Source organism: Allochromatium palmeri (assembly GCF_009720725.1).
GTDB classification, from domain to species: Bacteria; Pseudomonadota; Gammaproteobacteria; order Chromatiales; family Chromatiaceae; genus Thermochromatium; species Thermochromatium palmeri.
Window position 1 is genome coordinate 34,076 of sequence record NZ_WNKT01000030.1, and the last position, 14,031, is coordinate 48,106.

Below are 14,031 nucleotides of genomic sequence, written 5' to 3' on the forward strand. Positions count from 1 at the left end.
TGATCGCTCCGAGGTATGGGAAGCCACGAAGACGTGGCATTGGAAGAGGGGGAGGGCATCGAGCGTGCGCGAGGTCCGGATCATGAGTCCAGCGTTGCCCGGAGCAACTCCGGGATACGCGCGCTGAACTCGTGGAATGATTCCATGGGCACCGGGCGCGAGAAGTAATAGCCCTGCGCGTAGCGACAGCCCATGTGCCGCAAGAGCCTGACATGGTCCGCGTCCTCCACCCCCTCGGCGACGACGTCGAGGTGGAAGCTGCGCGCCATGGCCGTCACGGCCGCCACCAGTGCCCGATCCCCCAGGTTGGTGCCGATATCACGGACGAAGCTCTTGTCCACCTTTAAGCGGTCGACAGCGAACCGCTTCAGATAGGACAGCGACGAATAGCCGGTGCCGAAATCGTCCAGATAGACGGGAAAACCGCTCGAACGCACGGCGTCGAGCCAGGATTGGGCGCTGCCAAAATCGCTCAGGAGCACGCCCTCGGTAATCTCCAGGGCCAGTGAAGCGGGTGAGAAGCCGAGGCGGGCGGCCTGATCGACCAGTAGGCTGGGGGGGAGTCCATCGGGGATCTGACGGCCGGAGACATTCACCGACAGATACAGCGGGAGTCCGGCCTGTTGCCAGACCGCAAGCTGTTTACCCGCTTCTTCCAGAACCCAGAGTCCGATGTCGTTGATGAGACCCGTTTCCTCGGCCAGTGGGATGAATTCGTCGGGTGGAACCAGACCGTGCTCCGGATGTTGCCAGCGCAGCAGCGCCTCGGCACCAACCAGGGCGTTTTGCGTGAGATCGACGATCGGCTGCAAAAAGAGCGCGAATTGCCCGGCCCGGATGGCGCGTCGCAGATCGTTTTCGAGACGTTGTCTGTGTTTGGCGATCTCGGCGAGCGTCGGGTCGAAAAACCGGATGGAGCTGCCATGACTACTCTTGGCTTCCGACAGAGCCAGATCGGCATGCTGCAACAATTCCGCCACACCGGCGTCGGCGTCATGGGGATAGAAGGCAATTCCGGCGCTAATCTGGAGCTGCACAGGCGAGCCGGCGACGAAATAGTGCTTATGCAGGGCGTGGAGAATGCGTTCTGTGACACGCTCCGTATCCAGGTCAAGGCTGATGCCGGGCAGCAGCACGGCGAATTGATCGACTCCGAGCCGCGCGGCGATATCGGTGCCCTTGACGCTTGAAGAAAGGCGCCTGCCAGCTTCCTTCAGGATGTCGTCGCCGGCGGTTGGACCGAAGCCGGTACTGACCCTTTTGAAGTCGTCGAGGCTGATGAGCACCAGCGCGAAGCCAGTGCCTTGGGTCAGATCGCAGGCGCGAGCCAGTTCATGCAGGTGCCGCTCCAGTCCGAGCTGATTGGGCAAACCGGTCAGGCTGTCCGTGACGGCCAGTTGTCTAGCTGAGTGCTCTGCCTCCTTGTGCTGAGTCACATCGTGAATCACGCCCTGAATGGTTTGATCGGCGATTGGCGTCAACATTATGTTTAGCCATCGATCCGGCGCCTCAGGCGAACAGAAATGCAGATCGCCCGAGGTGCTTTGTTGACTGCTCAGGCTCTTCAGTAAGACATCGGCCAGCCGGGCCGGGTCTTTCCAGCCGAAACTGAACAGCGAGCGCTGAGCGGTCTGCTCGGTCCGCGTCGACAGGTGCATCAGTCGCGCGAAGGCAGGATTCCACGAGGTGAGAACCCCCTCGTTGTCCAGCACGAAGAGCCCCGTATCCGCATTCTCGAAGATCGCATGATAACGGCGCTCATCGATTTCGCGTTGCATCCGCAGTCCCCGCTCTTCATTGAGAACCTGGACCAAATGATCGGCCATGAGATTCACGTCCTCGACCAGCATGCCGATTTCGGAGTCTTGGTGTCCGGCGGGGAGGGGAAGCCGCTCACCACGGCTTGCATCCATGCGATGCAGGCCATCCGAGATGGCTTTGATGGGGCGGATGATCAGGAACAGCATGGCCACCGCGACCGCGAAGGCGACGAGCACTAACTGAAGGGCCATCTGCAGCATGGCGCCAAGCAGTTCCTGCCGCATGACTTCACCAATCACCTGTTGGTTCGGTGTCAGCCGTATCCGGCCGACGCGTGTCTCCGGCGTGAACGGGGAAAACACATCGCGGACCAATGGCGTGACGCTCGGCTCGGTGGCGAGATCGACGTTGTCGGCTTGACGTCGAAGGCTGACCAGCTCCCTGTCATCCGCCTGGATGACGACGGCGAGAACCTCTGAATTTCTCAGCAATCCAGAGGCGAGTTCGTTTGCAAGCACCTTATCGCCCGTGAAACAGGCGACGCTGGCGGTGCTCTCGACGGTATCAAGCAATTGATTGAGGCGGAGCTTGGAGGCTTTCTCGCCGTGTGACCGGTTGTGTTGCAGGTTGATGCCGACGGTGATCGTGCCGATCAACAGAAAGACGGCGACCAGGACGGTCCCGGTTCGAGACAAGATACTGCGGTGCCATCGAAGATGCATGAAAGTCTCGCGCCTAGGGCTCCAGGGTGAAGACGGCCTTGAGCTTTGGTGGACGCTCGTCCGAGCGCATGTATCCGACGGCGCCCAGGTCTATGCCGTCCACTGAAGTTTAGTCTCTAGGTATCAAGGTTTGTCGAGAGCGGTCAAGCCGACGCAAAATCCAGATTTTCATAGAAAAAATAGATTATGGTCAGCAATTATAAACCCCAAACCGGCATTGAGAATATTGATCGCGGCATTCGCGACCCGGTGACGGCAAGACGTTGGCCACTTGCGGCCGTGATCATCCAGCGCGGAAGACCGGACCTTGTGCACCGTTGGACTGATGTTGGTCCAGTGAGACGGGTTGGATGTGTGCAGAGGTTGCCCGTCCCCGGCAATCCGGGGCATCGCCATCAGGGCGCTTATGTGCGGCAGCGTACCGACAGCCATCGCCAATGCGCCTATAAAAAGGGTGTCGCAATGGTTCAGCCGGACGCTGCCAGATAAGCGTTTTGGCTCGTTGCGGAGACAGACATCGAACCAAATCCTTATTGGAGTTTGACCATGGCACGCATGAACCTTCGCACAACGTCGAGCGCCGCCCTCTTTCTCGTCGGAACGGTCTTGGCCGCCGGCGCATTCGCCCAACCGCCTCAAGGCGCGTACGGTCCTGGCTACGGCATGGGCCCGGGCATGATGGATGGCCCTGGATACGGACCAGGCTATGGCATAGGTCCAGGCATGATGAATGGTTACGGCCCTGGATATGGTCAAGGTCCGGGCTATGGGATGGGTCCGGGCATGATGAATGGTTACGGCCCTGGATATGGTCAGGGTTCCGGCATGATGAATGGCTACGGTCCTGGATACGATCAGGGTCAGGGCTACGGACAGGGTTCCGGTTTCAATCGAACCCGATAACGGCCTGCGCCGCTTGAGGCGCGAGCAACGGAGGTTGGCGTGGACCAGAGCAGAGACCACAACACCCCGTTCGCCAATCGCGGCCTGGTCGTCGCGGTGCGCGGCAGCGTGGTGGATCTGCGCTTCGAGACGCAGCTGCCGCCGATCTATCGGCTGCTGCGCGCGGGGTCGGACGGTCAGATCCGCATCGAGGTGCTGGCACAGTTGGATGACCAGCATGTACGCGGCATCGCTCTGACACCCACCCAGGGCCTGGCGCGCGGCATGTGGGTCGAGGACAGCGGTGCACCGCTGATGGCGCCGGTGGGCCAAGGTCTCCTCGGGCGCATGTTCGACGTGTTCGGCAACGCCATCGATCGCCAACCGCCACCCACTGACATCCAATGGCGCTCCGTCCACAACGCCCCGCCACCCCTAGCGCGACGTTCGACCCAGTCCGAGGTCTTCGAGACCGGGATCAAACTCATTGATGTACTGCTCCCGCTGGAGCGCGGCGGCAAAGCGGGCCTGTTCGGCGGGGCGGGCGTCGGCAAGACCGTGCTGCTCACCGAGATGATCCACAACATGATCGGGCACCACGCCGGTGTCAGCCTGTTCTGCGGCATCGGCGAGCGCTGTCGCGAAGGCGAGGAACTCTATCGCGAGATGAAGGACGCCGGCGTCCTGCCGCACATGGTGATGGTGTTCGGCCAGATGAACGAGCCGCCCGGCAGCCGCTTTCGCGTCGGCCATGCGGCGCTGACGATGGCCGAGTATTTTCGCGACGACGAGCAGCGCGACGTGCTGCTGCTGATCGACAATATCTTCCGCTTCATCCAGGCCGGCATGGAGGTCTCCGGCCTCATGGGTCAGATGCCCTCGCGCCTGGGCTATCAGCCGACCATGGGGACGGAGCTGTCGGGGCTGGAGGAACGCATCGCTAACACCGATGCTGGCGCCATCACCTCGATCCAGGCGGTCTATGTACCGGCGGACGATTTCACCGACCCGGCGGCGGTCCATACCTTCTCGCATCTCTCCGCCTCCATCGTGCTCTCGCGCAAGCGGGCGGGGGAGGGGCTGTACCCGGCCATCGACCCGCTGCAATCGAGTTCGCAGATGGCCACGCCCGGCATCGTCGGCACGCGGCATTACGCCCTGGCGCAAGAGATCCGGCGCACGCTCGCCCAATACGCGGAGCTGAAAGACATCATTGCGATGCTGGGCCTGGAACAGCTCTCGCCGGAGGACCGCAATCTGGTCGCTCGTGCCCGGCGGCTGGAGCGTTTTCTGACTCAGCCCTTTTTTACCACTGAACGCTTTACTGGCCTGACCGGCAAGCTGGTTAGCTTGACCGATTCGCTGGATGGCTGCGAGCGCATTCTGGGGGATGAGTTCAGGGATGTGCCTGAGAGGGCGCTTTATATGATTGGGGGGGTGGATGAGGCTTTGGTGAAGGTGAAGGACGACAAGGACAACAGAGACAAGGAGAAGACGTCATGAATCTGAAGGTTTTGTTGCCATTTCGCGTCTTTGTGGAGATCACCGAAGTGACGCGCCTCGTCGCTGAGACGCCTAACGGCTTTTTCGGGATTCTGCCACGTCGCCTGGATTGTGTCGCGGCGCTCGCGCCCGGAATCCTGATCTACGAAACCGTCGCCGAGGGCGAGGTCTACCTGGCCGTGGATGAAGGCGTGCTGGTCAAGACCGGCGCTGAGGTGCTGGTGTCGGTGCGCCGGGCGATTCGCGGCAACGACCTTGGCCAGTTGCGCGCGACGGTGGAACAGGAATTTTTACTCCTGGACGCGCGCGAGCAGGAAATGCGCGCGGTGATGGCGAAACTTGAATCCGGATTTCTGCACCGTTTCGTGAGTCTGCGCCATGACTGAACCTCCAGACAGCAAGACCTCGGACAGGACTCCAAGCCTCGCCGGACAGGTCGGCGACAAGGCCACGCGCAAGCTCAGGGCGCGGCGCAACCCCACGCCGGGGGTCTGGTTCGGCCTCGGCATGATGGGGCTGATCGGCTGGTCGGTGGTGGTGCCGACGCTGCTCGGCGCGGGGCTGGGTCTGTGGCTCGACGAACACTATCCCGGCAGCCAGTCCTGGACACTGGCGCTGCTGGTGGGTGGGCTGACGCTCGGCTGTTTCAATGCCTGGCATTGGGTCGCCAAGGAAGAGCGGGCGATGCGCGAAGAACAGGAGGATGACGATGCATGAAACGCTGGGTCTGGGTCTGGGTCTGGCGCTGGCCGGGGTCGCAGGACTGGGACTCGGGGCCATGTTCTTCGGCGGACTCTGGTGGACGCTGCGCAAGAGCCTGAAGTCCCCACGACCGGCGCTGTGGCTGCTGGGCAGCCTGCTGGCGCGGATGGGCCTGCTGCTGGTCGGTTTGTACCTGGTTTCCGACGGTCATTGGGAGCGCCTGCTGGCTGGGCTCGTCGGCGTCATCGGCGCGCGTTTTGTCGTTCTGCAGCTGACCCACCCCGCCGATGACCATCGAACCGTCGTGAAGGAGGTCGATCATGCGCCTGAGTCCTGATGAGATCATCTTCTGGCAATACGGGTTTCTCAAGCTCAACGCGACCATCGTTTTCACCTGGGCGCTGATGCTGGTGCTGGTGGTCGGCGCGTTCCTCGTCACGCGCAAACTGTCGCGGGATCTGAGCCGGTCGCGCTGGCAGAACCTGCTGGAGATCCTCGTCACCGGCATCGAAAAGCAGATCGCCGAGGTCGGACTACGCGAGGCGCGGAGCTATCTCGGCTTTCTCGGCACCCTGTTCCTGTTCGTCGCCGCCGCCAGCCTGGCGACCATCATTCCGGGCTACGAGCCGCCGACCGGCTCGCTCTCGACCACGACCGCGCTGGCGCTGTGCGTGCTGGTGGCCGTGCCCTTCTTCGGCATCGCGGACCAGGGCCTTGGCGGCTATCTCAAGTCCTACATGGAGCCGACCTTCATGATGCTGCCGTTCAACATCATCAGCGAGGTCTCGCGCACCCTGGCGCTGGCGGTGCGGCTGTTCGGCAACATGATGAGCGGGGCGATGATCATCGCCATCCTGCTCACCATCACGCCCTTCTTCTTTCCGATCCTGATGACGGCGCTCGGTCTGCTCACCGGCCTGGTGCAGGCGTATATCTTCAGCATCCTGGCCGCCGTGTATATCGCGGCCGCCACGCAGACGCGCACGCCAAAGGCCGCACCTAAACCATGAGACACCCACAGACTTAGCGGAGGACACACCATGGATAGCCTGACCCTGATCGCGGTGGCATCGATCATCACCGCCGGCCTGACGACAAGTTTCGGCGTCGTGGGCCCGTCGCTCGGCGAGGGGCGCGCGGTGGCGACGGCGCTCACCTCACTGGCGCAACAACCCGACGCCTCGGCCACCATCACCCGCACCCTGTTCGTCGGTCTGGCGATGATCGAATCCACGGCCATCTATTGCTTCGTCATCTCGATGATCCTGATCTTCGCCAACCCGTTCTGGAACCTCGCCATCGCCCAGGTCACCGGGACATAGGCCATGCTCATCGACTGGTTCACTGTCGGCGCGCAGGTCATCAACTTTCTGGTCCTGGTGTGGTTGCTGAAGCGCTTTCTCTATCGTCCGATCCTCGACGCCATCGACGCGCGCGAGCAGCGAATCGCCGCTGAGCTGGCGGACGCCGACGCCAAACGCGCCGAGGCTAAGCAGGAGCGCGAGACCTTCCAACACAAGAACCAGGCGTTCGACGCGCAACGCGCGGCGCTCCTGGCCCAGGCGACGGACGCGGCGAAGACCGAACGCGCGCGTCTGCTCGACGAGGCCCGACACGCCGCCGACGCCCTGCGGGCCAAGCGCCAGGAAGCCTTGCGCCAGGAAGCCGAGCAACTCAATCAGGCGCTATTGAGCCGGACGCAGCGTGAGGTCTTCGCGATTGCGCGCAAAACGCTGACTGATCTGGCCGGGGTCAGTTTGGAAGAACGACTGGTCGCGGTTTTCATTGAGCGCCTGGAGGCGATGAACGGCGAGGCGCGCGATGTATTTGGCCAAGCACTGGAGACGACGACCGAGCCGGTGCGCGTGCGCAGTGCCTTGGCGTTGCCCGTGGCGCAACGTGAGGCGATCCAGGCGGCGCTCAACCGCCGGTTTGACGCCGAGGTTTCGGTCCGGTTCGAGAGCGGGCCGGATCTGATTGGCGGGATCGACCTGAGCGCGAATGGACAACGGATCGGCTGGAACCTGGCGGATTATCTGAAGTCGCTGGAGCAGGGGGTTGATGAATTGCTCAGGACGAAGGACCAACCGGGTGCCGCGTCCAAACCAGCGGCGTCCGGGCTGGACGATCCCACGCCATGAACGCGGCGCCCGACACCCTGCAGTCCGTCTTCGATCGCCTCTTCGGCGCCATCGACCAGACGCGGGACACCTTCAAGCTACCACTGACACCCCACGAGATCGGCACCATCGCCAGCGTCTCCACCGGCATCGCCAAGGTCTCCGGTCTGCCCAGCGTCGGCTTCGAGGAGCGGCTGGCGTTTCCCGGCGAGGTGTTCGGCATCGCCTTCAACCTGGACCCGGACGAGATCGGCGTGGTGCTGCTCGGCGACTACTGGCAACTGCACGCCGGCGATGCCGTCGAGCGCACCGGCCGGGTCATGGACGTGGCGGTCGGCGAGGGTCTGTTGGGGCGTGTCATCGATCCACTGGGACGACCGCTCGACGGCCTGGGGCCGCTGACCACGGGTAAGCGCCTGCCGATCGAGCGTCCCGCCACGGCCATCATGGACCGCGCGCCCGTCACCGTGCCGCTGCAGACCGGACTCAAGGTCATCGACGCCCTGATCCCCATCGGGCGCGGCCAGCGCGAGCTGATCCTCGGTGATCGGCAGACCGGCAAAACCGCCATCGCGATCGATACCATCCTCAACCAGCGCGGCCAGGATGTGCTGTGTGTCTATTGCGCCATCGGCCAGCGGGCGTCCGCTACTGCCAAGACCCTGGCCACCCTGCGAGAACAGGGCGCGCTGGACTACACCCTGGTGGTCCTGACTGAGGGCAACGACGCGCCGGGGCTGACCTACATCGCCCCCTATGCCGCGACCAGCATCGCCGAGCACTTCATGGAGCAAGGCCGCGATGTGCTGATCGTCTATGACGATCTCACCCATCATGCGCGCGCCTATCGCGAGCTGTCGCTGCTGCTGCGTCGCCCGCCCGGTCGCGAGGCTTTTCCCGGCGATATCTTCTACATCCACTCGCGCCTGCTGGAGCGTGCCACTCACCTGCGCGAAGACCTTGGCGGCGGCTCGCTCACCGCGTTGCCGATCATTGAGACCGAGGCCCAGAACCTCTCGGCCTACATTCCGACCAATCTCATCTCCATCACCGACGGGCAGATCTATCTCTCGCCATCGCTGTTCGAACTGGGCGTGCTGCCGGCGGTCGATGTCGGCCAGTCCGTCTCGCGTGTCGGCGGCAAGGCGCAGCGGGCCGCCTACCGCGCGGTGGCGGGCGATCTGAAGCTGGCCTATGCGCAATTCGAGGAGCTGGAGACCTTTGCCCGCTTCGGTGCGCGCGTGGATGAAGACACCCGCCAACGCATCGCGCATGGGCGGCGCATTCGCGCCTGCCTCAAGCAACCGGAATTCGCTCCGGTGTCGATGCCCGCGCAGATCGCCATCCTGCTGGCTCTGACCGCCGGGCTCTTCGACACAGTGCCGCTTGCGCGAATGCCCGACGCCGAGCGGGCGGTGCTGGACGCGGCAACAACGATCCCGGAGGACGTGATCGAGCGCTTGGTGAGTGCCGATGCCCTGAGCGCGGCGGATCGTCAAACCATTGTCGAGATCGGGCGCGGGGCGCTCGCCGGGTTTCAGCCCGAACCTGACTCAGCACTCAAACGGGGCGGTTAGCGCGGCCGGACGGTGCCGGAATCCGCGCGAAGCTTGAAGAGGCAGACGCACGAACCCAGCGTCTCACAGGAGGATCTCCGCGCATGATCACGAAACTTCGCCATGGCTGGCAAGCGATGCGGTCGAGCTTCTGGTTCGTCCCCGCCCTGATGGTCGTCGATGCGGTGGTGCTGGCGATCCTGCTGATCACCCTGGAAACCACCCTCGATCTGCATCTGGTCGCGCACTGGCCGCTGCTCTTCGGGGCCGGTGCGGCCGGCGCCCGTGGTTTGCTGACAACGGTTGCCAGCTCGATGATCACCGTGGCCGGGCTGGTGTTCTCGATCACCCTCGTTGCACTCTCGCTCACCTCCAGTCAGTACAGCTCGCGGGTCATTCGCAACTTCATGCGCGATCGCGTCAACCAGTGGGTGCTCGGCGTCTTTCTCGGCATCTTCGCCTACTGCCTGGTGGTGCTGCGGACGATTCGCGACGGTGCCGAAGGGGCCTTCGTCCCGACCCTGGCGGTGCTGGTCGGTCTGCTGCTCGCCTTCGTCGGGATCGCGGTGCTGATCCACTTCATCCATCACATTGCGACCTCCATCCAGGCGTCGAGCATCGTAGCCACGGCCGCGCAGGAAACGCTCGCCGCCGTGGATCATCTGTTTCCGGAGGCGCTGGAAGCCGATGACGACGAAGGCACGGACGACACCCTGGCGAGCGCGCTCGCCGGGCAGCCCTGGCTGGTCGTTCCGGCCGACAAGACCGGCTACATCGCGAGTCTCGATCTGGACGCACTGCCGGATGTGGCCCGGACACTGGAGACCCTGCTGCGGATGGAGCATGGCGTCGGGGATTTCGTCGTCGCGGGCACGCCGCTGGTCTCGCTGCTCGATCCGGGTGACCTGGACGAGGCGACGACGGCCAGACTGAACGCGCTCTACGTCATCAGTCGTCAGCGCACGGTGGAGCAGGATGTCGCCTTCGGTATCCGCCAGATCGTCGACGTCGCCATGAAGGCGCTGTCACCCGGCATCAATGACACCACCACCGCCGTGATGTGCGTGGACTATCTGGCGGCGATCCTGACCCGACTGGCGACGCGCCGGATTGCGACTCCCGATCGGCTGGATGAAGGGACATTGCGCGTCATCGTTCGCGGTTCGAGCTTCGAGAGCCTGTTGGGCGAGGCCTTCGACCAGATTCGGCAGAACGCCGAAGGCAACGTTGCCATCCTGTTGCGGCTGCTTGGCGCGCTGCACACCATCGCCGGTCAGACCGCCAGCCCGAACCGGCGCTGGGCGCTCGGACAAAAAGTCGACGCGATCGGCGAGGCCGCCGAGCGCTGCATTGCGTCCCCGCCTGATCGCGACCGGCTCGCGCACCGGCTGAGACAGGTGCGCGAAGCCCTCGACAGACGGAGCGCCTCATGAGCGACACCACGGCCAGTCTGCGCCATAAGCTCAAAAGCGCCGGTGACCTCCAATCCGTCGTCCGCACCATGAAGTCGCTGGCCGCGTCGAGCATCGTCCAGTACGAGCAATCGGTCAGCGCCCTGGGCGACTATGCCCGCACCGTGGAGCTGGGGCTGAGCGTCTGCTTCCGGGGCATCGGCCACGCGGACGCGCTGACTGGCGACGCCACAGGCGCGGAGGCGGGCGTGAGTGGCGCGGTTGTCTTTGGCTCCGATCAGGGCTTGGTGGGCCAGTTCAACGATCTGGTCGCTGATCATGCGGTGAAGACGCTGGCCGGGCTGACTGAGCCGTCGAGGGATCGATCAGGGCGTCAGTTACGGGTGTGGGCGGTCGGCGAGCGGGTGCAGGCGCGGTTGGTAGACGCCGGTCTGCCGGTGGTCGAATGCTTCAAGGTGCCGAACTCGGTCGCCGGCATTACACCGCTGGTCGGCGAGATTCTGGTGGCGATCGAGGCGGATGAGGGGCTTCGCAGCGCTTTGCCCATCCTGCATCTTGTCTACAACAGACCTCACTCGGCAGCGGTCTATACGCCGGTCGCTCAGCGACTGCTGCCGTTGGATGAGTCCTGGCGTCTTTCGCTGGCGGAGCGTCCCTGGCCGACGAACAATCAGCCCGAGGTCATCGGGGACGACTCCGGAGTGGATACGGGAACCCTGCGGGCGCTGATCCGCGAGCATCTGTTCGTGTCGCTGTTTCGGGCCAGCGCCGAATCCCTGGCCAGCGAGAACGCCAGCCGACTCGCCGCGATGCAGCGCGCCGATAAAAATATCGAAGACTTGCTGGAAACGCTGAACGGAACCTTCCATCGATTGCGCCAGAGCGGCATCGACGAGGAACTGTTCGATGTCATCGCTGGCTTCGAGGCACTCGCCGGATCGCGGCGTTCAAAGCAACGCCGATGACGGTCTTATCACAACAGGAGTGAAACGAAATGTTGATTACTTTCGAAACCAAGGCTTATGCCAGCATCACGATGTTCGGCGACGTCGCCGTGACACTCATCAAGCTGATGGGACATAGCGGCCGCGTACCCGGCGCCCTCATGGCTGACGACGTACCGACGGCACTGGCGCAGCTGCAGGCGGCGGTCCAGGCACAACCGGACGCGCCCCTGGATCCGACCAACGGATCAGCGACTGATGGCGAGGACGGCCAGCACGTCAGCCTCGCCCATCGCGCATTGCCGCTGATCGAGCTGCTCACAGCGGCGGCCGCAGCGCACGAAAATGTGATGTGGGACGCCTGATCGAGTGGCAGCGGCTGGTTGCGGCGCACTGACCGGCCACGGGTTCATAACAGATACTTTTAATCTACAATAATGTTCTGTAATCTAGCACTATGGAACGGAAATTAGTCAAGATCGGCGAAGCCGCGTCCCTTATCGGATCAACTCCGGCAACCTTGCGCAAATGGGAGGAGACCGGAGAACTGCTGCCGGCTCGCAAAACCAAAGGCGGCACCCGCTACTACGCGGTAGCGGACCTGCTCGCCCTCGGTGATACCGATGCTCCGACCGTCTGCTACGCCCGCGTTTCGAGCCATGACCAGAAAGCGGACTTGGATCGCCAGCACGAGATGCTGGAAACCTACTGCGCCGCGAAAGGTTGGCGCACAGAGGTCATCCGGGATCTCGGCTCAGGCATGAACTACCGCAAGAAAGGACTGCAACGCCTGCTCGAAATGATCCTGCGCCGCCAGATGCGGCGGCTGGTCATCACTCACAAGGATCGGCTGCTACGCTTCGGCTCGGAGCTTGTCTTTGCCTTGTGTGAGATTCAGGGCATTGAGATCGTCATCATCCACAAGGGAGATCAGCCGTCTTTCGAGGAAGATTTGGCCCAGGACGTTCTGGAGATCATCACGGTCTTTTCCGCTCGGCTCTACGGTAGCCGCTCCAAGAAACACCGCAAGCTGCTGCACGACCTGCAAGCCTCGGCGGACGTGATGGCCGAAGACCTTGGAATTTACGATGCTGCGCGCCCACAAGATTAAGCTCGACCCCAACCAGGAACAGGCGACCTATTTCGCCAAGGCGTGCGGCGTCGCCCGCCATGCCTACAACTGGTCGTTAGCGCAATGGAAGGCGCAGTACGAGGCTGGCCTGAAACCTAATGAGGCGGCGCTGCGCAAGCAATACAACGCCATCAAGCCCGTCGAGTTCCCGTGGGCGCTGGAAGTCACCAAGACCGCGCCGCAGCAGGCCATCAAGAACGCTGGAACGGCGTTCTCCAACTTCTTCCGTAAGGTGAAGGCGGGTAAAAAAGGCAAGGACGGCGGCTATCCGAAGTTCAAGAAGAAAGGCATCCACGACGCTTTCCGCGCGGATAACGGCCCGCCCAAGAAAGGCGTGTCGGCTGTGCAGGTCGATGGCAAGCGCGTGAAGCTGCCCATCATCGGTTGGGTCAAGATGCGCGAGCAACGGCGCTTCCCCGGCTGCATCCAGTCAACGACGGTCAGTCGCCAGGCCGATGGCTGGTACATCTCCATCCTGGTCGAGACCGATGATCGGCTCCACCAGGAATCCACCGGCGTGGTCGGCGTGGATTTCGGCCTGAAGGCGCTGGCGACGCTCTCCACGGGCGAATCCATCCCAGGACCAAAACCGCACCGCAGACTGGACGGACGTCTGCGCCGGCTCAATCGTTCCCTGGCCCGCAAGCGCAAAGGCAGTGCGAACTGGAAGAAAGCGAAAACCAAGCTCTCCAGACTGCACAAGCGCCTGGCTGACATCCGCGAAGACGCCTTGCACAAGCTCAGTCACCATCTGACCACGCAGTTCGATGTCATCGGCATTGAAGATCTGAACGTCAAAGGCATGGCCGCGAACAGTCGTCTTGCCCGCTCGGTCAGTGATGCGGGCCTTCGTTCGCTGCGCACCAAGATCGAGTACAAGGCGGCCATGACCGGCGCAACGGTCGTGGTGGTAGACCGCTGGTTTCCATCCAGTAAGACCTGCTCGCAGTGCGGCCAGCACCACCCTGAGATCGTTCTCGGTGTCGAGACCCTGCGCTGCGAGTGCGGCCTAACCATCGACCGAGACCTGAATGCGGCGATTAACCTCGCCAATTACGCGGTAAGCTCTACCGTGTCAGCCTGTGGAGAGGACGGCTCTGGCGTTGCCTTGGCAGCGTGAAACCAGCCTCGATGAAGCAGGAAGAAAATAACAGATAGTTGAGATTATCTGAGACTTTTCGGAGCGGTGACAAAGAGCACAGTCACCATCTTAAGTTCGCTAAGTACTTTCATTAAAAAAATTAAACAGATGAAAACGCAATTTTATATTCAGATCCATAACCATCAATAATTTCAC

14 protein-coding genes are annotated in these 14,031 nt (G+C 62.8%); 13 read left to right on the plus strand and 1 reads right to left on the minus strand.

What is annotated here, in order from left to right; all coding sequences use genetic code 11:
- Nucleotides 1-80: 80 nt before the first annotated feature.
- Complete coding sequence (locus GJ668_RS13280) at nucleotides 81-2,417, minus strand: putative bifunctional diguanylate cyclase/phosphodiesterase (protein ID WP_186343097.1); 2,337 nt, start codon at nucleotides 2,415-2,417, stop codon at nucleotides 81-83.
- A gap of 1,008 nt (nucleotides 2,418-3,425) precedes the next feature.
- Here GJ668_RS13280 and atpD point away from each other — a divergent pair.
- The 13 genes from atpD (at nucleotide 3,426) to GJ668_RS13345 (ending at nucleotide 13,854) form a co-directional block, all read left to right on the plus strand.
- The gene (atpD, locus tag GJ668_RS13285) at nucleotides 3,426-4,868 is read left to right on the plus strand and encodes a F0F1 ATP synthase subunit beta (protein ID WP_186343098.1); all 1,443 of its coding nucleotides are present in this window, start codon (nucleotides 3,426-3,428) and stop codon (nucleotides 4,866-4,868) included.
- Nucleotides 4,865-5,254 carry a F0F1 ATP synthase subunit epsilon gene (locus GJ668_RS13290; RefSeq protein WP_155450633.1) on the plus strand — a complete coding sequence of 130 codons (390 nt, stop codon included), beginning with the start codon at nucleotides 4,865-4,867 and terminating at the stop codon, nucleotides 5,252-5,254. Before atpD ends, GJ668_RS13290 begins: the two co-directional genes overlap by 4 nt.
- Complete coding sequence (locus GJ668_RS13295) at nucleotides 5,247-5,585, plus strand: AtpZ/AtpI family protein (protein ID WP_155450634.1); 339 nt, start codon at nucleotides 5,247-5,249, stop codon at nucleotides 5,583-5,585. Before GJ668_RS13290 ends, GJ668_RS13295 begins: the two co-directional genes overlap by 8 nt.
- A complete protein-coding gene (locus tag GJ668_RS13300) occupies nucleotides 5,578-5,907 on the plus strand; it encodes an ATP synthase subunit I (RefSeq protein ID WP_155450635.1) in 330 nt (109 codons plus the stop codon). Before GJ668_RS13295 ends, GJ668_RS13300 begins: the two co-directional genes overlap by 8 nt.
- On the plus strand, nucleotides 5,891-6,580 hold the full coding sequence (locus GJ668_RS13305) for a F0F1 ATP synthase subunit A (RefSeq protein ID WP_155450636.1): 690 nt from the start codon (nucleotides 5,891-5,893) through the stop codon (nucleotides 6,578-6,580). Before GJ668_RS13300 ends, GJ668_RS13305 begins: the two co-directional genes overlap by 17 nt.
- Nucleotides 6,581-6,610: 30 nt before the next feature.
- Entirely contained in the window at nucleotides 6,611-6,892 is a 282-nt protein-coding gene (locus GJ668_RS13310; RefSeq protein ID WP_155450637.1) for a F0F1 ATP synthase subunit C, read from the plus strand.
- A gap of 3 nt (nucleotides 6,893-6,895) precedes the next feature.
- On the plus strand, nucleotides 6,896-7,711 hold the full coding sequence (locus GJ668_RS13315) for a F0F1 ATP synthase subunit delta (RefSeq protein ID WP_155450638.1): 816 nt from the start codon (nucleotides 6,896-6,898) through the stop codon (nucleotides 7,709-7,711).
- Complete coding sequence (locus GJ668_RS13320) at nucleotides 7,708-9,267, plus strand: alternate F1F0 ATPase, F1 subunit alpha (RefSeq protein WP_155450639.1); 1,560 nt, start codon at nucleotides 7,708-7,710, stop codon at nucleotides 9,265-9,267. The genes GJ668_RS13315 and GJ668_RS13320 overlap by 4 nt, the downstream gene beginning before the upstream one ends.
- Nucleotides 9,268-9,350: 83 nt before the next feature.
- The gene (locus GJ668_RS13325) at nucleotides 9,351-10,679 is read left to right on the plus strand and encodes a DUF2254 domain-containing protein (protein WP_155450640.1); all 1,329 of its coding nucleotides are present in this window, start codon (nucleotides 9,351-9,353) and stop codon (nucleotides 10,677-10,679) included.
- Nucleotides 10,676-11,623 carry a F0F1 ATP synthase subunit gamma gene (locus GJ668_RS13330; protein ID WP_155450641.1) on the plus strand — a complete coding sequence of 316 codons (948 nt, stop codon included), beginning with the start codon at nucleotides 10,676-10,678 and terminating at the stop codon, nucleotides 11,621-11,623. The genes GJ668_RS13325 and GJ668_RS13330 overlap by 4 nt, the downstream gene beginning before the upstream one ends.
- A gap of 29 nt (nucleotides 11,624-11,652) precedes the next feature.
- The gene (locus GJ668_RS13335; RefSeq protein WP_155450642.1) at nucleotides 11,653-11,967 is read left to right on the plus strand and encodes a DUF1840 domain-containing protein; all 315 of its coding nucleotides are present in this window, start codon (nucleotides 11,653-11,655) and stop codon (nucleotides 11,965-11,967) included.
- A gap of 92 nt (nucleotides 11,968-12,059) precedes the next feature.
- Nucleotides 12,060-12,713, plus strand: a complete 654-nt coding sequence (locus GJ668_RS13340; RefSeq protein ID WP_155450643.1) for an IS607 family transposase — start codon at nucleotides 12,060-12,062, stop codon at nucleotides 12,711-12,713.
- Complete coding sequence (locus GJ668_RS13345) at nucleotides 12,691-13,854, plus strand: RNA-guided endonuclease InsQ/TnpB family protein (RefSeq protein ID WP_155450644.1); 1,164 nt, start codon at nucleotides 12,691-12,693, stop codon at nucleotides 13,852-13,854. The genes GJ668_RS13340 and GJ668_RS13345 overlap by 23 nt, the downstream gene beginning before the upstream one ends.
- Nucleotides 13,855-14,031: the final 177 nt, after the last annotated feature.